Annotated in this window: 17 protein-coding genes; 5 read left to right on the plus strand and 12 right to left on the minus strand. The window is 33.3% G+C overall.

The annotated features are described in order from the left end of the window. Positions 1 to 49: 49 nt before the first annotated feature. Together HM992_RS12990 and HM992_RS12995 are read right to left on the minus strand one after the other, a co-directional pair. Complete coding sequence (locus HM992_RS12990; protein WP_178985398.1) at positions 50 to 751, minus strand: LytR/AlgR family response regulator transcription factor; 702 nt, start codon at positions 749 to 751, stop codon at positions 50 to 52. Beyond that, entirely contained in the window at positions 748 to 1,542 is a 795-nt protein-coding gene (locus HM992_RS12995) for a sensor histidine kinase (protein ID WP_179319972.1), read from the minus strand. The genes HM992_RS12990 and HM992_RS12995 overlap by 4 nt, the downstream gene beginning before the upstream one ends. A 209-nt stretch (positions 1,543 to 1,751) precedes the next feature. Between HM992_RS12995 and HM992_RS13000 the strand changes: the two genes are divergently transcribed. Next, entirely contained in the window at positions 1,752 to 2,639 is an 888-nt protein-coding gene (locus HM992_RS13000; protein ID WP_178985400.1) for an ABC transporter ATP-binding protein, read from the plus strand. A 2-nt stretch (positions 2,640 to 2,641) separates the two neighbouring features. Continuing rightward, positions 2,642 to 5,932 carry an ABC transporter permease/M1 family aminopeptidase gene (locus HM992_RS13005; protein ID WP_179319973.1) on the plus strand — a complete coding sequence of 1,097 codons (3,291 nt, stop codon included), beginning with the start codon at positions 2,642 to 2,644 and terminating at the stop codon, positions 5,930 to 5,932. Between the two features lie 727 nt (positions 5,933 to 6,659). Here the strand turns inward: HM992_RS13005 and HM992_RS13010 are convergent. The 4 genes from HM992_RS13010 to HM992_RS13025 form a co-directional block, all read right to left on the minus strand. Beyond that, positions 6,660 to 7,040, minus strand: coding sequence for a DUF6090 family protein (locus HM992_RS13010; RefSeq protein ID WP_179319974.1), 381 nt, complete (start codon positions 7,038 to 7,040; stop codon positions 6,660 to 6,662). A gap of 22 nt (positions 7,041 to 7,062) precedes the next feature. Further along, positions 7,063 to 7,779 carry a hypothetical protein gene (locus tag HM992_RS13015; protein ID WP_179318027.1) on the minus strand — a complete coding sequence of 239 codons (717 nt, stop codon included), beginning with the start codon at positions 7,777 to 7,779 and terminating at the stop codon, positions 7,063 to 7,065. Between the two features lie 85 nt (positions 7,780 to 7,864). Then, positions 7,865 to 8,740 (minus strand): YihY/virulence factor BrkB family protein, encoded by an 876-nt coding sequence (locus HM992_RS13020; protein WP_179319975.1) that lies wholly within the window; start codon positions 8,738 to 8,740, stop codon positions 7,865 to 7,867. Between the two features lie 65 nt (positions 8,741 to 8,805). Further along, entirely contained in the window at positions 8,806 to 9,312 is a 507-nt protein-coding gene (locus tag HM992_RS13025) for a redoxin domain-containing protein (protein WP_179319976.1), read from the minus strand. 237 nt (positions 9,313 to 9,549) lie between these two features. Here HM992_RS13025 and HM992_RS13030 point away from each other — a divergent pair, with 237 nt between their 5' ends. Next, positions 9,550 to 10,941: an NAD-dependent succinate-semialdehyde dehydrogenase gene (locus tag HM992_RS13030; RefSeq protein WP_179319977.1), complete on the plus strand. Its 1,392-nt coding sequence runs from the start codon at positions 9,550 to 9,552 to the stop codon at positions 10,939 to 10,941. A gap of 81 nt (positions 10,942 to 11,022) precedes the next feature. Here the strand turns inward: HM992_RS13030 and HM992_RS13035 are convergent, their stop codons facing one another. Further along, complete coding sequence (locus tag HM992_RS13035) at positions 11,023 to 11,214, minus strand: cold-shock protein (RefSeq protein ID WP_178985406.1); 192 nt, start codon at positions 11,212 to 11,214, stop codon at positions 11,023 to 11,025. Positions 11,215 to 11,417: 203 nt separating this feature from the next. Here HM992_RS13035 and HM992_RS13040 point away from each other — a divergent pair, with 203 nt between their 5' ends. Beyond that, on the plus strand, positions 11,418 to 11,681 hold the full coding sequence (locus tag HM992_RS13040; RefSeq protein ID WP_178985407.1) for a hypothetical protein: 264 nt from the start codon (positions 11,418 to 11,420) through the stop codon (positions 11,679 to 11,681). 157 nt (positions 11,682 to 11,838) lie between these two features. Here HM992_RS13040 and lpxD read toward each other — a convergent pair whose 3' ends face one another. The 5 genes from lpxD to HM992_RS13065 form a co-directional block, all read right to left on the minus strand. Further along, positions 11,839 to 12,828 (minus strand): UDP-3-O-(3-hydroxymyristoyl)glucosamine N-acyltransferase, encoded by a 990-nt coding sequence (lpxD, locus tag HM992_RS13045; protein WP_179319978.1) that lies wholly within the window; start codon positions 12,826 to 12,828, stop codon positions 11,839 to 11,841. 311 nt (positions 12,829 to 13,139) lie between these two features. Then, positions 13,140 to 14,258 (minus strand): DEAD/DEAH box helicase, encoded by a 1,119-nt coding sequence (locus HM992_RS13050; RefSeq protein ID WP_179319979.1) that lies wholly within the window; start codon positions 14,256 to 14,258, stop codon positions 13,140 to 13,142. Positions 14,259 to 14,418: 160 nt separating this feature from the next. Further along, positions 14,419 to 15,969 (minus strand): SDR family NAD(P)-dependent oxidoreductase, encoded by a 1,551-nt coding sequence (locus tag HM992_RS13055; RefSeq protein ID WP_179319980.1) that lies wholly within the window; start codon positions 15,967 to 15,969, stop codon positions 14,419 to 14,421. Between the two features lie 29 nt (positions 15,970 to 15,998). Beyond that, positions 15,999 to 16,448 (minus strand): KTSC domain-containing protein, encoded by a 450-nt coding sequence (locus tag HM992_RS13060; protein WP_179319981.1) that lies wholly within the window; start codon positions 16,446 to 16,448, stop codon positions 15,999 to 16,001. A gap of 79 nt (positions 16,449 to 16,527) precedes the next feature. Next, the gene (locus tag HM992_RS13065) at positions 16,528 to 18,081 is read right to left on the minus strand and encodes a DEAD/DEAH box helicase (RefSeq protein WP_178985412.1); all 1,554 of its coding nucleotides are present in this window, start codon (positions 18,079 to 18,081) and stop codon (positions 16,528 to 16,530) included. A gap of 343 nt (positions 18,082 to 18,424) precedes the next feature. Here HM992_RS13065 and HM992_RS13070 point away from each other — a divergent pair, with 343 nt between their 5' ends. Further along, complete coding sequence (locus HM992_RS13070; RefSeq protein ID WP_179319982.1) at positions 18,425 to 19,351, plus strand: M23 family metallopeptidase; 927 nt, start codon at positions 18,425 to 18,427, stop codon at positions 19,349 to 19,351. Positions 19,352 to 19,506: the final 155 nt, after the last annotated feature.

Raw genomic sequence — 19,506 nt, forward strand, 5'->3', positions numbered from 1 at the left:
TAGTGGATGAAAATGTGTATGGAATGAAATAGTTATAATCAATTCAAGTTTATTTAAAAAGTTGGTTGATATTTGCTTTGTAAAGTTTTCCTATTGGTACAATATGATCTGAAATATGTATTCTATTCCCTTCTATGCTCTTGATATGCTTTTTTGCAACCGCAAATGATTTGTGAACTTGAATAAAATCTGTATCCGAAAGTAACTGTATGGTGTCAGATATTTTTTCGCGGATAGTTATAATATCTTTTGTCGTAACGACTTTTGTGTAGTTCCCAGAGGCTTCAACAAACAATATGGAGTCTAAATCTACTTGAATATGAATATTATTTTGTTTTAAAAAAATATGTTTTTCTTCGGGTTCTTGGTTTGTAATAGTTTGCTTTTTTACTGTACTTGTATTAGAAGATGTCACTTTATTAATAGCACTTAAAAAGCGCTCAAAACTAAATGGTTTTAATAAATAGTCGATCACATTTAATTCGTAGCCTTCAATAGCAAACTCACTATATGCTGTGGTTACAATAACTTTTGGAGGAGATGATAAGGTTTTTAAAAATTCAAACCCTTTTAATTTGGGCATGTTTAAATCTAAAAATATGAGATCTACTTCATATTTGCATAAATAATCAATAGCTTCAATGGCGTCGTAACAATCTGCTTTAAATTCTAAATTTGGCAACATATCACAATAGCCTTTTATAATATCGTGTGCGATATGCTCGTCATCTATTATTATATATGTAATCATAATTTTTTTATAGTCAATTTAGCATTATATATGTTATCAGTTTTATCTATTGTTAAAGTATGACTTTTTGGATAGACCAACTCTAATCGTCGTCTTAAATTATTTAAGCCAATTCCAACTTCATGATTGTCTTGTGATACATCAAAATTATTCTCAATTTCAAAATTCACGTCATTACTCTGTGCTTCTAAATTTATATGCACATAAGCATGCGCTCTTAGATTTTCTACACCATGTTTAAATGCATTCTCTAAAAGAATAATAAATAGAAGAGGCATTATTTCATAATCATTGTTCTTTACATCAATATTAAATTGCACGTCAATAACCTTATGATAACGCATTTTATGAAGTTCAATATAGTTTTGTAGATAAGTAATCTCTTCAGACAATAAAACAGTGTCCTTATCTCCTTCATAAATACTATAACGCATCATATCAGAAAGTTTTAGGATGAGTTCTTGAGCTTTCTTTGAATCTTTATCTACCAAACCATAAAGGTTATTAAGCATATTAAAAAAGAAATGAGGGTTAACCTGACTTTTTAAATGTAATAATTCTGTTTTTGCTTTTTCATTCTTTAATCTAATAATAGATTTGATTTGTTTAAAAAGCCAATGTGAAATGGTAATAAAAACAAGTATAAAATAGAAAGCAATAAATTCTACAAACCCTTCTAATCTGCCAAAAGTATCATTAAAAATTACGATGACTAAGCCTATAATAACAATCGCTATTTTATAAAATCGCGTTATAATTTTCTTTTTTCTGTCTGATATATTCAACTTCATAAATCAATATTAATTAAATAAAACACCTCAAACAAATTAGTTGACAAACAGTATCTAATCAGTGACAAACAATCTTAAAGGTGTTTTAAGAAGCCTTTATAACATAGATTAATCTGTTTATCACTAAAACCTATACTTGTGTCACTAACATTTTATATAGGCTAAAATCACATATATGTTTGTGTCAATCAATCAAAAAACGAACACTTATGGAACTCATTATTGACAATTTATCTAAAACCTACTCTAATGGTGTTAAAGCATTGCAAAATATTTCATTAAAAATCCCAACAGGAATGTTTGGCTTATTAGGCCCAAATGGTGCTGGTAAATCTACTTTAATGAGAACCATTGCAACATTACAAGAAGCAGACAATGGCTCTATTACACTTGGAGACATCGATGTGTTAAGACAAAAAAACGAGTTGAGACAAGTTTTAGGATACTTACCACAGCAATTTGGGTTGTATCCTAAAATATCTGCGGAAGTATTACTCAATCATTTTGCGGTTCTAAAAGGGATCACTCATAATGGTGAGCGTAAAGACTTGGTAGATGCGCTTTTGCATAAAACCAATTTATACGACGTTAGAAAACAAAATCTTAAAGGCTATTCTGGTGGAATGAAGCAACGCTTTGGCATTGCACAAGCCTTACTTAATGATCCTAAACTACTTATTGTCGATGAACCAACGGCAGGATTAGATCCTGTAGAACGTAATCGATTTTATAATGTGTTAAGCGAATTAGGAGAACACACAGTTGTGATCTTATCTACTCATATTGTTGATGATGTTAAAGAGCTTTGTACCAACATGGCAATCATTAATCAAGGCCAAGTTTGCTTAAAGGGAAATCCATTACAAATACTAGAAAACCTAAAAGACAGAGTCTATAAAAAAACAATCGAAAAGTCAGAATTAAAAGCATACAAGCAAAATTATTTAGTCATTAGTGAAAAGCTGTTTCTAGGAAAACCAACCATTCACATTTTAAGCGATGTGAACCCTGGAGATGGCTTTTCGCTTATTAATGCCGAATTAGAAGATGTGTATTTCTCTGAAATATTTAATAATACGAACGCTAAATCTATATAATTATGTGGTACAATATTTTTAAGTTCGAAATACAATATCGCATTAAACGTGCAGACACCTATGTGTTCTTTCTATTTCTCTTTTTATTTTCAATTGTTGGTGTAGACTTTATTTTTCAAGGATCTGATATTGGATTCATGAAAAAAAACTCACCTATAGTGATTGCCAAGACGATGGGAGCTATCACAGGACTATTTATGATTTTGGCATCCATGATTATGGGTGTGTCAGTCTTAAGAGATTTTGAATACAATATAGAATCCTTAATGTTTACCACACCAATCAACAAAAAAGATTATTTATTAGGTCGGTTTTTAGGAGCGTTTACAGTGTTATTATTTGCATTTACGGGGATTTTGTTTGGTATGATGCTGGGTGAATTTATGCCATGGCATAATCCAGAAAATCTATTAGCATTTAATGCCATGCTATATATAAAGACATTTATGATGATAACCTTGCCAACCTTATTTTTTGGTGCATTGCTATTTTTTGTCACTGGTGCATTAACTAGAAACCTAGTGGTTGTATATACACAAGGTATTATTATTTTTGTAATTTTTATGCTAACCAAAGCCGTTACTAATGAGTTTTGGCAAGCCATACTAGATCCATTTTCACTAACAACAACCACTTTTGTAACAAAATCTTGGTCTGCTTTAGAAAAGAGTACACAAGATCTTCCGTTTTTTGGCGCATTGCTATATAACAAACTATTTTGGGTAGCTCTTGGAATCATCGCAATGATTTATGGCTATAAAAAATTCAATTTTAATGTAGTTAAAGAAAAGCGTTTTAAGAGAAAGAAATCACAAATAGTAACTCATAAGATTACCAAAGACGGTAATGATGTCATGATTCCAAAAGCTAAAAAACACTATGGTTTACAATCAAAATGGAACCAATTAAAACAGTTCACTTGGTTTTATTTCATAGGTATTTTTAAGCAAGCATCATTTTGGGGCATTGTTATTTGTGGTATGATTATTATCCTTATTAATTCAGTTAATCTTGGAACTGTATATGGAGTGGATAGTTATCCAGCAACCTATTTTATGGTAGAAGAGCTTAAAGAAACATCCATGTATTTCTTTATTATCCTTTTAGTGTTTTATTCAGGTGAATTGGTATGGAAAGAGCGAGGTGCCAAACTAGATTTAATTTATGATGCAACACCAATGTCTAGCTTTTTAAAGTTGCTAGGTAAATATATTGGATTGAATTTAATTTACGTGGTATTAATGCTTACTTTAATTTGTTCAGGAATTATATTTCAAACATTAAGTGGCTATTATAAATATGAATTTCAGATTTATTTATCTGGTTTCTTTTTAGAAATTTTACCGTTTTTAGCCTTATACACATACATTGCATTTTTTATTCAATCTATTGCAAATCATAAGTTTGTAGGTGTTATGTTGGTGATTGTATTTTTTATTAGCAATACCGCTTTAGGCTTATTTGGGTTCGACCACGATTTATATTTCTTTGGCGGAAGCGCTTTAGGAGCCTATTCAGATATGAATGGTTATGGCCATTTTTTAAAACCATATCTCATTATTAAATCGTACTGGTTTCTTTTCGGATTGCTTTTGCTAATTATAGGCTCATTAGTAAACATTAGAGGTACAGAAACCAATTTTTGGAACCGTATAAAAGCAAGTAAATACAGATTAAGCAAGCCACTTTTAAAACTAACAGCTATGGTCTGTTTACTATTTATAACTATCGGAAGCTTTATCTTTTATAATACTAATATTTTAAACACTTACTGGACAAATTCTGAAGCGACAGACTTTAGAGTCGCTTATGAGAAAGAACTCAAACAGTTTGAATATATACTACAACCAAAAATAATAGATATCAACTTGCGAGTAGAACTATATCCTACAACACGAGATTATACAGTAGAAGGTTACTATATGTTGAAAAACACTACTACAGAAGACGTCAAATCCATTCACATTCAAAAACTTCTGGAAGAGAATATTACTTTAGATAGTATCTCTTTTGAAGACGAGTTTACAACCGATAAGCAATATAAAAAGTTTGATTATTCAATTTTTAATCTAAATACAGCTTTAAAACCTGGAGATGCTATAAAAATGCATTTCAAGCAAAGCTTTACCACAAGAGGATTTGAATCTGGAAACTCTAATGTAAACATCAATAATAACGGTACATTTTTTAATAATACAGATTTACCAACAATAGGCTATAATAGAAAATATGAACTAAACGATGCTGATGAACGCAAAGATTATGGTTTGCCTATAAGAATTCGTACAGCAGATAGAGATGATGCCAATGAGCTCAAAAATGCAAGGTCAGGAAGTGATTCTGATGGCATTAATTTTGAGATGATTATTGGTACTTCAAAAGACCAAACTGCTTTAGTACCAGGAAATTTATTGAGAAAATGGACAGAAAATAACCGCAACTATTTTCATTATAAAATGAATCAACCAATCATTAATTTTTATTCCATCGTTTCAGCTGAATATGAAATAAAGAAAGACCAATGGATAACAAATCAAGATTCTGTAGCAAAACCTGTGGATCTTGAAATTTATTATCATAAAGCACACGATTACAATATTGACAGAATGATGACGTCTATGAAAGCGTCGTTAGCATATTTTAGTCATAATTTTAGTCCTTATCAATACGAGCAATTGCGTATTATGGAATTTCCGCGTTATGCCGAATTTGCACAATCATTCCCTGGAACCATTCCATTTTCAGAAGCTATCGGTTTTGTGTTAGACATTGATGATAAAAAAGATGTTGACATGGCATTTTATGTCACAGCACACGAAATTGCGCACCAATGGTTTGGCATGCAAGTAGAAGCAGCAAATGTTAAAGGACGATTAACCATACTAGAAACTTTGTCACAATACGCAGCAGTTATGGTATTAAAGCAACACTATTCTGAAGAAAAAGTATTACAATTTTTAGAAACGCAAAAAGAGGATTATAAAAAAGGGAAAGATAGAGAAGATGCAAAAGAACCATCATTGGCATTGGTAGAAGATCAAGACTACATCTATTATGCTAAAGGAGCGATTAATATGTATGAGTTTCAAAAAGCAATAGGAGAGGAGAACGTCAATAAGGCGTTGAGATGTTTTCTTGAAGATTGGAATACCACAAACGGTAAATTAAAAATGGATACAGATAGATATGCAACAACGCAAGACTTATTAGGTTATTTTAGAGAGGTTAACTCAGATTCGCTTCAGTATTTAATTTCTGATTTGTTTGAAAAAGTTATTCCTGTAGAAATGTAATCATTAAAATTATGTAAAATATAATATCAATGTTTAGCTCGGCCTCATAAAATTTTGGTTAAAACAATAGGCGAAATGAGCGTACATATTTTAGGGGTTTAGTAATACATAAAGTAAAGAAGTCTAACTATAAATGGGACTTCAAAAGCAATCTCAATCAATTCAGAAGTTTCCTAAAATATAGCGAATGAGCCGTTAATTGTTTCCAAAATTATATGCCGCCTTGAATTTTTGTTTCTTTTGTTTCAAGACAAAAGATATAGAAACTTAAAAAAAGCCAGTTTGGAATTCTACATATAACAAGTGCATAGAATTTTGTTTTTTTCAAAATTTATGCTCTTGTGGCAATCCACTAGAATCGTCTAAAATTTTTTATCAAGTACATTTTATCGTTTACGCGATTTTTAAAAGAAGTAAAAAGCTAGCTTTTATTGTGCGGCTGGCAAGCGTTGGATAATTGTGTACAAAATAAATTGCCAGAGCAATTTGATTTTATAAAGCAATCGAGCGTTTGACAGCGGACATTTGACATAACGACAAATTATAGGACCAATGTTCAATCAATTCTAAAATGTAAAATATATTAAAGGATAAAGATTAATGACCCAAATTCTGTTTATTGTAATGAAAACGTATGTTTCTGGGTATTTTACATAATATCATTATAGTTGACTAATGGTATGTTCTTAGTAAATAACCAATAATAGCATTTGTCCTATAATTTATATTATGTAAAATAGAATATTGGATTCACAGGTAAAAACTGAATATTAAGTGTCACTAAAAACGGAGCTTGTAGCGCAATTGCAATGCGTTCCGAATCCGTTTTATTCTGTTTAAGATACAAATTATACAACTTTAAATTCTCATTAATCTCAGCGCGCGTCTCTTTAACAATCGCTAGATCAGTAATTAGCTTTTGCTGTAGTTGCACAGCAACCTTTACTAGTTCTTCTTCAGCTTTTGTAGCTTCATTAAAATTATTAATGCTAACAGCTACCAAAATACCAATAACCACTAATATGATTTCTCCAATAGCATAGAAGAGATAATTCTTTAAGCGCTTCCCTTCTATCATTTTAAATCTAAATGTATTAAATAACTTCATTCGATGCTGTTTATTTGTAATGCTATAAAGACGTCTCTAGTTGTTCTTTATAATGTTTGAGGTCAAAATAAAACGCACGAACCAATTCAGCATAATTATCAATGTATAATAACCTAAGAGAGGCTATTCTGGCGTGATGAGAAGGATCATTTAACAAATAGTCCGAACAATCGGCATTACAGTTTAAGTCCGTAATTAATGCCGTATACCAAGATTGTGTAGCTTCTAAATATTCAAGATTTGAAGTGGTCTTTTTATAGATAAAGGTTTCAATATCATCAATATTTTTAAAATACAATTTATACATCTGACTAACATTAACAAGCATTTCAGACGCTTTACTATTATCTAATTGTGCAGCATCAATCCAATTGACACTCTGCTTGCTTAGACCTAAATCTTTAACATCAAACAGCACAGCCGAAATCATTTTGTTTTCATTAACCAATGTACTGTCATGCGCTCGTTTTAATAGTTTTAAAAAGTATTGATCCAGAATATTTAATTCCTTACTGAAGTCGTCAATTGCATTTATATCACGCTCCAACTGGGCTAAAACCTTTTCTTGAAGATCGTTATTGGCAGTTGCTATTTGTTGCTCCTTATTCCAATTATTAATCCATAAGGCAATAAGAATACCGATAACCACAAGTATAATTTCACCTAAGGCATAAACGATGTAATTAGATAATCGTTTCCCTTGTAACATCTTAAATCTAGATTTGTTAAAGAATTTCATGGGATTAAAATACAAAAAAAAGCTTATCATTATGTTGATAAGCTTTTTTATAGAATTTCTAGATTATGGTATTACCCTAATTATATTATGATATGTGATCATTCTTAACGTACTTATTGGCGTATTGCTTGGTAAAATGCGCACCATACAGCAATATTAAGCTCGAATATGACACCCAGAGCATAATTAAAATAATAGAACCTGCCGCACCATACGTGGATCCGGGTTCCATTTTATTAAAGTATAACGCCAAGAGATACTTACCAATCAAAAACATAAACGTGGTTAAAGCAGCACCAACACGTACCGATTTCCAAGATATTTTAGCGGATGGTAAATACTTAAACATGGTCGCAAACAGCACATAGATAAAAGTTAAGGACACTAAAAAGTCCACCACAAACAAATAATCAAACAAATCATCGGGCAAAAACCGGTTAAGTTGTCGACTAAATGTACTGAGTAATGAGGTTAATACAAAACTCGTTAATAGTAAAAACCCTAAAATCAAGATAAATCCAAAACTCTTCACACGACTCATAAGCGTTGCCACTACGTCATTTTTATACGCTGGCTCCTGCTCCCAAATAGTGTCTAATGCAGATTGCAACTGAAAAAACACACCAGTAGAACCATAGAGTAAGGTTCCTATACCAATGATTGTAGCAAATACAGAGGTCGTTTCTCCACTTTGGTTTTCAATCATGGTTCTTATAGCATCTGCAGCATCGGCACCAATAGCACTAGATATTTCCCCTAGTAATTCTCCTCTTACAATATCCTCTCCCCAAACACCTCCTACCACTTTTAGAATAATAATTACTAAAGCTGGTAAGGACAATACAGCATAATAAGCCACAATAGCACTACGCTGAAATGGTTCACTGTTAAACCACGATTTACCAGCATCAGCCAGTAATCGTGGTAAGTGTTTAATTTTAAATGGATGTGTTTCGCTCATTAAATAGGATGTTGTTCTTTTACCTAATACCTAATACCTAATACCTAATACCTAATACCTATTGATTAAGCCTCTCCTCTAGCCGGATAATCTTTGCTCAATACAAATTTTATAGCACCAATAACATCATCTAATCCTGGTCTAGCAAATGGCATCGTTTGTATAGATGCACAATACAATTCCTGATTTGGTCGTATCACAAACAATCCTGGTTCTATAAAGGTATCTGGCTCATCCTTAATCCCTTTAGAAATAAATAAACCCCATTCTCTTGCATCTTCTATTGGAAACTCATAACCCAAAGGCACGTCGCCTATCTCCCATTCTTCTGTAGTCTTCATGGCTAATGCTTTTGTTTCACTACTAATAGCTATGACATTAACTCCTAGGTTTTCAAATTTAGATAATTTGGTTTGTAATTCTTCTAAGTATGTTTTACACACCGGACAATGGAGCCCTCTATATACAATAATGAGTGTAAACGCTTCTGGATCTTGTTTGCTCAACGTCCATTCCGTACCGTTGGTTAAATTTATAGTTAAATCGGGTGTTTTCTGTCTTGGTTTTAACATAGCGTGGTCTTTTTAATAATTTTAATTGTAATTCCAATATCGGAATGCTCTAAATTACATATTGTGTTACCGTATCATTATCGCGTTTGCAAATTCTATTAATGCTAAAGCTAAATCCTATAGTAAGCAGCGTCGTTAATCAACTACTATTATATAGGTCAATATTTTTAAGAATACCGTTAATCATACCTCAGATAGAATCGCATCTTTGAGAGAAATCATAAAAAATAGCGACACATGAAAACGACAACAGTAAAAAAAGATATAACAACAATAAACCCTACAACCGGTAAAACGCTTAAGTCATATGGCTACATGACGGATGAAGAGATTGCATCCACCATTAAAAATTCGCACGACGCCTTTAAAGCTTGGAAAACCAAGTCGTTTGAAGACCGTGGAAAGATTATTAAATCCATAGGAAAAGAGTTACTCAATTATAAACCTGAATTGGCAGAACTAATGACTAATGAAATGGGGAAACTCTTAAAACAGAGTCAGCAAGAAGTCGATTTATGTGCTGGTATTTGTGAGTATTCCGCAGATAATGCTTCAGAATTCCTAAAAAATGAAGAACGCGAATTACAAGATGGTAGTAAAGGAATCATTACCTACGCTCCTATGGGTGTCATTTATGGTATTCAACCATGGAACTATCCATCATATCAAGTAATTCGTTATACCATTACCAACCTTATGGCAGGAAACAGCGTGCTTTTAAAACATGCTGCCAACGTCACAGGAACAGCAAAACTTTTAGAATCTATTTTCATAGCGGCAGGATTACCAAAGGATTTGTTTAGCGTCTTATTAATAGATCACGACCAATCCGATGTGGTTATCAACCATAAACTCGTAAGAGGTATCACCTTAACAGGAAGTCCTAAAGCAGGCGAGATTATCGGTGAAAAAGCAGGAAAAGCCTTAAAGAAATCAGTTCTAGAGCTAGGAAGTAACGATGCTTACATTGTTTTAGAAGATGCCGATATTGAATTGGCGGTTAAGACGTCTGTTATGGGAAGAATCTATAACAATGGTGAAACCTGTATTGCAGCTAAACGCTTTGTGGTGGTTGAAGCGGTATATGACCAATTTAAAGAAGCTTTTGTAAATGCCATGAAAGATCTTAAAATGGGCAATCCCATGAATAAGGACACCAAATTAGGACCAATTGCTAGAGAAGATCTAAGAGAAACACTACACGAACAAGTGGAAAAAAGTATTGACAATGGTGCAAAATTATTGTGCGGAGGAACCGTACCAGAGGGAGAAGGTTTCTTCTATCCTGCTACCGTATTAGAAAATGTAAACCCAGGACAACCCGCTTACGATGATGAGTTATTCGGACCTGTAGCAGCATTAATTAAAGCTAAAGATGAAAATGATGCCATGCGTATTGCTAACGATAGCCGTTTTGGATTGGGTGGAGGGATTTTCTCAAAGAACGTAGAGCATGCTATAGAACTCGCCGAAAAGCATTTCGATACAGGAATGGTCTTTATAAATAAATTCGGTACAGCCTATCCTAACATGCCATTTGGTGGTGTAAAAGATTCTGGGTTTGGTAGAGAACATGGAGGCTTTGGCATGAAAGAATTTGTAAATGCAAAATCCATCATGATTGGTTAATACTTAAAACGTAATTTTAAAGGAATAAAAAAAGCCCATCACTAATGTGATGGGCTTTCATAACTGAGGTTAAGCGATATATTAAATAACTTTTACGTTTATGGCGTTTAATCCTTTTTTGCCTTCTGTAAGATCAAATTCAACGGTATCGCCTTCACGAATCTCATCGATTAATCCAGAAATGTGGACAAAATGTTCTTGGTTTGAACCTTCTTCTGTAATAAATCCGAAGCCTTTAGCATCGTTGAAGAATTTTACTGTTCCTTTACTCATTGTATTATATTTAAATTTTAATAATTACTTAGTAGTATTCAAATATGATGCCACAAATAATATAACGTTAATCATCCGATTTTTAAGCGTTTAAAAACAGCTTGTCGGAAAAACATAGGCCTACAACAAACAAGTTTCACAGCAAAGCCATTGACGTATAACTTTGTCCACAGATCTCCCTCTATCTATTAAATCTAAATATTATGGAAACAAAATTCTCATTGTTTAACCAGATTAATAGTTTATGTTACTGGTTATTAGTATCAAGCGATTACAGAACTTCAGTGCAATTAGATGCAGAAAATGACACGTATAGTGTAAGCATAAAACATTGTGGTGTAGAACTCTATGCCAATAGCATTAAAGGGTTTAGTAAAAGAAACGCTACCTTCTTAGAACATGAGTTAGATGGTATGGTAGCTGGTTTATTGCATTTAAAGCAAAATGTAGAACAGAAATCAGCTTAAGTTTATTTATATAATACAACGTCACTTTGAGTGAAATCTCTAAAAAGAAATCGAACTCGAAGTGACGTCAATATGCTTGTTTTAATATAAGTACTCTTATTTTGTGCTGATATTATGCATATCCGAGAACAACTAAAAGATAACTACTAATAGCTAATTACCTCGCCAGTTTTCTAAGCGCCACCCATTGCTTCAACATTTCTCTAGAGTCAACCGCAGGATAACCCAATACTGTTTTTCCTGCAGCTACATCTCCCATTACTCCAGAACCTGCACCAACAGTAGCCCCAGAATGAATGGTGGTATGATCTTTTATAGACGCAGAACCGCCAATAACAACACCATCACCTAAAGTTACAGAACCTGCAAGGCCAGAACTTCCTGCCATGATACAAGAACGGCCAAGTACACAGTTATGTGCTATTTGAACGAGATTATCAATCTTACAACCGTCACCAAGAATAGTAGAACTGAATTTACCACGATCTACACAAGAGTTGGCTCCTATTTCTACAGCATTTCCAATCACTACATTCCCAATATGTGGAATCTTAACTAAGCCTCTACCATCATCACTAGGACGATAGCCAAAACCATCAGCACCAATACTCACATTATTATGAAAAATACAATGGCTACCAATAACTGAACGTTCTCTAATTACAGTACCAGACCAAATAACGGTTTGATCCCCAATTGTAGTTTCATCTAAAATGGTCACATTCGGATAGATAGTAACATTTTCGCCTAATACTACATCCTTACCAATATAAGAGCCTGCTCCAACTCTACTGCCCTTACCTATCTGTGCAGAAGGATCTATGATAGCAGACGGATGAATATCAGTTTCAAAATGAGGAGGTTTCGGCACAAATGATTCTAATAAATTAGCCATGGCCAAATCAGCATTCTTTACCTTAATAAACACACGATTCTCTCCGGGTTCAATATCAATATTATCATTAACAATCGCTAAACTGGCTTTTGAATCCTTCCATAAACCTGCAAATTTGCGGTTTCCAATAAAGGTGGCTTGATTTTCGTTTGCTTTCTGAATTTGTTCTAATCCTGTGATTTTATTTGTAGTTGAACCTACAACTTCGCCATTTATAAAGGCATTAATGTCTTCAATTGAGAATGATATCATGGTGTAATATTGTCTATTAATTAATAATGACACAAGATAATACTAATTAATGAAAATGTGGTACGACGATGTTTGAAGAATTTCGCTAACTCAAGGATATTTTTATCCATTTTTCAGAGAATAATGTCATATTGAAAACGCTTTATATTCAAAACGTGAAATTGAGTAATCTTAGAGCATGAAAATTATATAGAGAACCTCGTGTAAACACATGCTCCTCGATACAAAATTCTAGAAAATACTGCAGATTGTCATTCCTGCGAAGGCAGGAATCCACTATAGAACAGAATCACAACTATTTAATAATAGTGTTAAAGAGAAATTTCTTTAAAGCTTATCCCTAAAGCCTTCTGAAGATCCAACACCTTTTGCATCTCCCCAGGGATGATTAATGCAATAGATTGACCTGTTTTACCAGCTCTTGCAGTTCTTCCACTTCTATGGGTATAATACTCTAAGTGTTCTGGTAATTGGTGGTGTAATATAAAAGCCAGATTATTAACATCAATACCGCGTGCAGAAACATCTGTAGAAATTAAAACTTGTAAACTTTCATTTTTAAAAGCACGCATTACTTTATCACGTTCCTTTTGTTGCATGTCACCTTCTAAAGCGCCGACAGCAAAACCTTCTTTTTGTAATTGATGTGCCAAAGCCTGTGTGCCAGCCTTTGTTTTACAGAAAATGATACCTCTTTCATCTTGACGACTGTCTAGGATGCGGGTAATCAAATTCACTTTGTCTTTAATAGAGGTATGAATAAAGTGATGTGAAATGTTTTCGTTGACCAAAGTATTTTTGTTCACTTCAACACGAATCGCATCTTTAGCCATGTAGTTTTTAACAATGTTTTTAATTTCGTCTGGCATTGTTGCAGAAAACAACCAGGTGTTTCTTTTCTTAGTATTGTATTGTAAGATCTTGGTTAAGTCTTCTTTAAAACCCATACTTAGCATTTCATCGGCTTCATCTAAAACTAAGATTTTTACGTTTGAAATATCTACTGCACCACGTTCAACTAAATCGAGTAAACGTCCTGGTGTAGCCACTACAATATGCGTTGTTCTGGTTAGGTTTTTAATCTGACGGTCAATCTTTTCACCACCATAAACCCCTTCAGAGAAAATCTTCTGATCTATATACTTCGTAAATCGGAAGAGTTGCTTTTGTATTTGTTGCACCAATTCTCGTGTTGGAGCAATAATTAAGGCTTGTACATCAGAATTATTCGTGTCAATAGCATGTAAAACAGGTAAGCCAAAAGCCGCCGTTTTCCCTGTTCCTGTTTGCGCTAAGCCTATTAAATCTGTTTTCGATTTTAATAATGTAGGAATAACGGTTTCTTGTATTTCGGTTGGATTTATAATATTAAGCTCTTTTAAGCCTTTGATATAATTCTTATGTATTCCTAATTCTGAAAATGATGCCATAGTATTTTTATTATGTTGCAAAGGTAATTTAAAATGTGTCACACTGAGCGCAGTCGAAGTGTTTACGAAATAAAAAGTGTCTTATAAGAGCTTCGACTGCGCTCAGCCTGACAGAGAGAGATGTTTTCGAATTCAATTTCGAATTCTGTTTCAATTTCACCTACCAACTAATAGGTCGGTAATCCTTCAAAAATTTACCAGACCAATGTTTACCCGTATTAATTCCATCAAATAATGGATCCATAACACGCGCAGCACCATCGACGATATCTAAAGGTGGTTGGAAATCGTGTAAGTCTTGTTTGCGTTTTGCTAATTCTGCAGGATCTTCGTCGGTAACCCAACCAGTATCAACGGCATTCATATAAATTCCTTCTTTTGCTAAACTACCTGCTGCTGTATGCGTTAACATATTTAAAGCGGCTTTTGCCATGTTGGTATGCGGATGACGGTCTTCCTTAAAAAACGAGTGGAACTTTCCTTCCATGGCAGATACATTAATGATGTGCTTTTGTCCGGTGTGGTCTTTTTTCATCACTTCAGACAAGCGATTACACAATACAAATGGTGCTACAGAATTTACGAGTTGAACCTCAATCATTTCTGTGGTTTCAATTTCACCAAGCTTTAATCTCCAACTGTTGGTTTTTCGTAAATCTACTTGTTGTAAATCGGCATCTAATTTTCCTTCAGGAAAAACTTCTTGAGACACCAACGTATTATCAAAACTATAAGGAATCTGTGATAATTTAGCTGATGAACGTAATCCAATTCCTGGTTCAGGTCCATGCCAAGTTACAGGCATATTTTTATTCGGAGATGCGGTAGACGTTAACTGTTGTAACTCTGTTAGACATTCTGAGTGATCGTTTAGTAAATCGCGTGCAAACTTAGGCAACTCTTCTATTGGTCGTTCTTCGTTTGGCATTAAATGGCTATAAAAACCAGCTGGACGTCTTACCGTTTGTGCGGCATTATTGATAAGGATATCAAGCTTTTCGTAACGTTGTTCTATAAAATTACAGAAGATTTCTACACTTGGGATATGTCTTAAATCAAGTCCATGAATTTTTAAGCGATGTCCCCATTCTGTAAAATCTTCTTCTTTAGAAAAACGCAACGCAGAATCGACAGGAAAACGCGTAGTCGCGATAACCGTAGCTCCTCCACGTAATAACATAAGAGTGATATGATAACCAATCTTTAATCGAGACCCTGTGATGACAGCCACTTGACCTTTAACATCAGCCGTTTGAAAACGTTTAGCATAATTAAAATCACCACATTCTTCACACATGGTATCATAAAAATGATGCAATTTTGTGAATAATGTTTTACAAACGTAGCAGTTTCTTGGAGATTCTAACTCTAATTGTTCTTTGGCTTTTAGATCGGCTTCTGGTAATAATTTAGGCGCTACAAAAATATGTGCTTCTCTTGCGCTTCGAATTCCTGTTACTTTTCTCGCATTTTTATCTCTAGCCGCTTTCTTTCGCTTTTCAGCTTTTTTAGCATCCTTCTTGCGACGCGAAAATTCCTCACGACTAGGACGCGATAATTGTCCTGAAGCTTTAATTAAAGCGGTTCGCTGTGGCTTTGGGATTTCGAATATTTGATCTGTATCAGTAACTAACCGTTCTAAAATGGCAATACATTTTTCAATCTCGTTTATAGAGATATCTTCTGATTTATCGGAATTATCGTTACTCATAACTAATGCTACTCTACTTCTACTCTATATTATGCGTCTTGAAGTTCTTTCTTCGACTTTCTATACGTATACGAATTAAAGATGCTTCGTCTTGCAAAACGCATTTGTTTATCTGAATTTAAAAATTTGATAAATACACCTTTAGGCACTCCAAAATACTCATAAGTTGCACCATCTTGAAATGTAATTTCTAAAAGCAATCCTTTATGTTGAAAATCTAAAATCGTAGAATTCGTTATAGTATCAGTGTACTCTTCAAGGTTAGCCGCTTTTGTTTCTGGAGCAATACTCACTAAAAAATGATAACCATCAATGATTTCAACACTCTTTAATTCTGCTTCTTCTTGTCCAGCATCTCCATCTTGAAATTTATCTGGATGCCATTCTTTTACTAAGTTTCTATAGGTCTTTTTTAAATCTTTAAGATTAATTGAATCTTCTATAGAAAAAAGCTTTTTGTATTGACTAATGCGTTTCATTTTTAGTATTTTAAAATAAGGCGCAAAATTACGCTATTTTACAATACAAAATCTATTTAATACCTTTTATTATAAACCTTTAATCTTCAGGCGGAAACCCGTGAATTTCCTCAAATTTCTCATCAAAATTAGTTCGTAAATACGAATTTAATTTTTTCTGATAATCATCTTTTAACCATTTTAAGAAATTATAAGTACTTCTACTAATACATTTTGCATACGTTTCAATACGTTGATTGATATCGTCTTTTAACAATTTAGCTAAGGCTAATGCATCATAAACATCTTCGCTATTTTCTATACAAATTTTGGCATGCTGTTCTATAGAACGTTCTAATACCACTTTTGAAGATTCTCCACTATCTACAGCATCTTTGTAAGTTTGCTTAATGTCAAAATAGGTTTCTTCAGACTTAGAGAATTCTTCTTTAACTTCATCTGATAAATCGTGTTTAAAAGTAGATTCAATAGCATCATCATCCTTTATTCTGTCCGCATACCAATTTGGAGACTTAAAGATTAATTGCCAGTCTAAATCGGCTCCCCAAGGTCCAAATCTATATAAATTGTTTCCTAAATCAATGGTTGTAAATTTCGATTTATTATTCAAAATACGAGACCCACGACCAATCATTTGGTAATATAAGGTTAAAGATTTTGTTGCTCTATTTAATATAATGGTATCAATGGTTGGTTCATCAAAACCAGTCGTTAAGATACTTACAGACGTTAAAATAGCATCTGGAGTTTCATGAAACCACTGTAAAATCTGCTTTCGTTGTTTCTTTGTTGCCGTATTATCTAAGTGCATAATTGGCAAATCTGCTTCCTTAAAAGCATAATACACACTGATTGATGTATTAATACCATTATTAAAGATCAAAGCCTTTTTCCCTAGTGAATGCTTTTTGTATGCATCTACTAATTTTTGAAGCATTGCTGGACTAGAATATAAATCTTCAGACGATTTTACGGTATAATCACCATTAGAACCGACTTCTAAAGACGTTAAACCCATGTCATAAGCATACGTTTCTGCTCGTGCTAAAAACTCATTTTCAATAAGGCTCTCAATGGTTTCACCGGTAATAAGTTCGTCGTAGTTATCCTTCATTGGTAACTCTTTATTAGAACTTAAAGGTGTTGCTGTTACTCCAAGAATAAAAGATTTCTCGAAAAACTTAAAAAGCTTAGTAAATGAATTATAATGCGCTTCATCAATAATTACCAAACCAACATCTGAAATATCTAATAAATCTTCATTTAATCGATTATTTAGAGTTTCAACCATGGCAACAAAACAAGAATAGTCTGCTTGATCATCTAAATTTGCCTTACTATTAATCACTTTATTGGTCACACCAAACCCATCTAGCATTTTAGACGTTTGGTTACAAAGCTCCACTCTGTGTGTCATTATTAAAACCTTTTTATTATGGTTTTTCAAGTACTGACGCACCATTTCTGAGAAGATAACCGTTTTTCCACCACCTGTTGGTAACTGATATAATAAGTGATAATCGTCGCGTTCCGAATCAAACTTTTCGAAAATCTGACTTATGGCACCTTGTTGGTAGTCATATAATTCTTTATCGGTTTTTTTTTCTTGAACAGCTTGATTTGTTTGAGACATAAATTTTATTTCGGATTATCTTTAGAAGTTGCAAATTTACAACACTTTGTCACACAAAAAAAGGCATCAAGTAAATTGATGCCTTTTCCAACCTAACCAAAACGTCAAACTAAACGCCTTGAACTTTCTTAATCTTTCTTAATCTTACAAAAAATCCCTTGTTGCAATAGGTCAAAATTAAGTGAACTTAACACTCTAACTTAACTCATTTACAAGTAGTTCTAACCCATATAAAAACGTAATAAACAAATACCTGTAATTAGCTTTAGCATTGATTGTTATGACTAAACAATAATTATTATATATTTACGTTTCAAAAGCTTATTAGATTATTTTTCCCTCTATGAAATACATTTTTATTAGTATTGCTTTTTTGTGTGGTTCATTATTAGGATTCACTCAAAATGATTCGCTTCCCAATTCTTTAAAAATTGAATTACAAACCTATAAAATCAACAGAGGTACTATTATTAAAACTGTTGAGATTCCACTGATAACAAAAAAAGCTATAGAAATAGATATTAAAGCCGATCATTGGGATAACACATTATATAATCCATACGTTGATACGGTTCAACAATTTCCATTAGAATTAAATTTTACAGACAGCACTTATGCGTCACCTGTTCCACATACTAAAGTGGTTACATCGCGTTATGGATGGCGAAGAGGCAGACCTCATAACGGTATTGATATTGATTTAGTTACTGGTGATACTGTCGTTACGATACTAGACGGTATTGTGCGTATCGCAAAATATGTAAATGGGTTTGGGAATACGGTTGTTGTGCGTCATTACAATGGTTTAGAATCTACGTACGCCCATTTATCACATATCGGAGTTACCGCAAATGACACCATCGCAAAAGGGCAATATTTAGGTAAAGGAGGCAATACTGGAAATTCTAGAGGTAGTCATCTTCATTTAGAATTGAGTTATAAAGGAGAACATATTCACCCAGAATATCTTTTCGATTTTTCATCTAAAAATGCTATCAGATCCGAGCAAGTTTGGGTAACACAACAATGGACACATGCTAGGTATCACAACTCAAGACAAGTCAGTAAAGTTAAGGTGATTAAATCCGCTGAGGAAGCGGCTTTAGCAAGTTTAGCCAAGCAACCTAAACTATATGTGGTACAAAAAGGAGATACGCTTTACGCCATATCGCGACGTAATAATATGTCTATTTCAAGACTTTGCACAACCAATGCGATTAAACAATCGTCTCCATTAAAAATTGGTCAAAAATTACTTTTAGAGTTTTAAAAAAAGACAACAGAACGTTGCTCTTATAGAGTCAAGACCAAAGACTTGATTCTGACTAGCTGAAAAAAGAATTTATTTTTATCTTGAATGTGACTCGATCTTTTCCGTCATTTTTATTCATAATATAAACGACATTACGATAATCAATTCCTTTA

This window comes from Winogradskyella helgolandensis (assembly GCF_013404085.1).
Classification (GTDB): Bacteria; Bacteroidota; Bacteroidia; order Flavobacteriales; family Flavobacteriaceae; genus Winogradskyella; species Winogradskyella helgolandensis.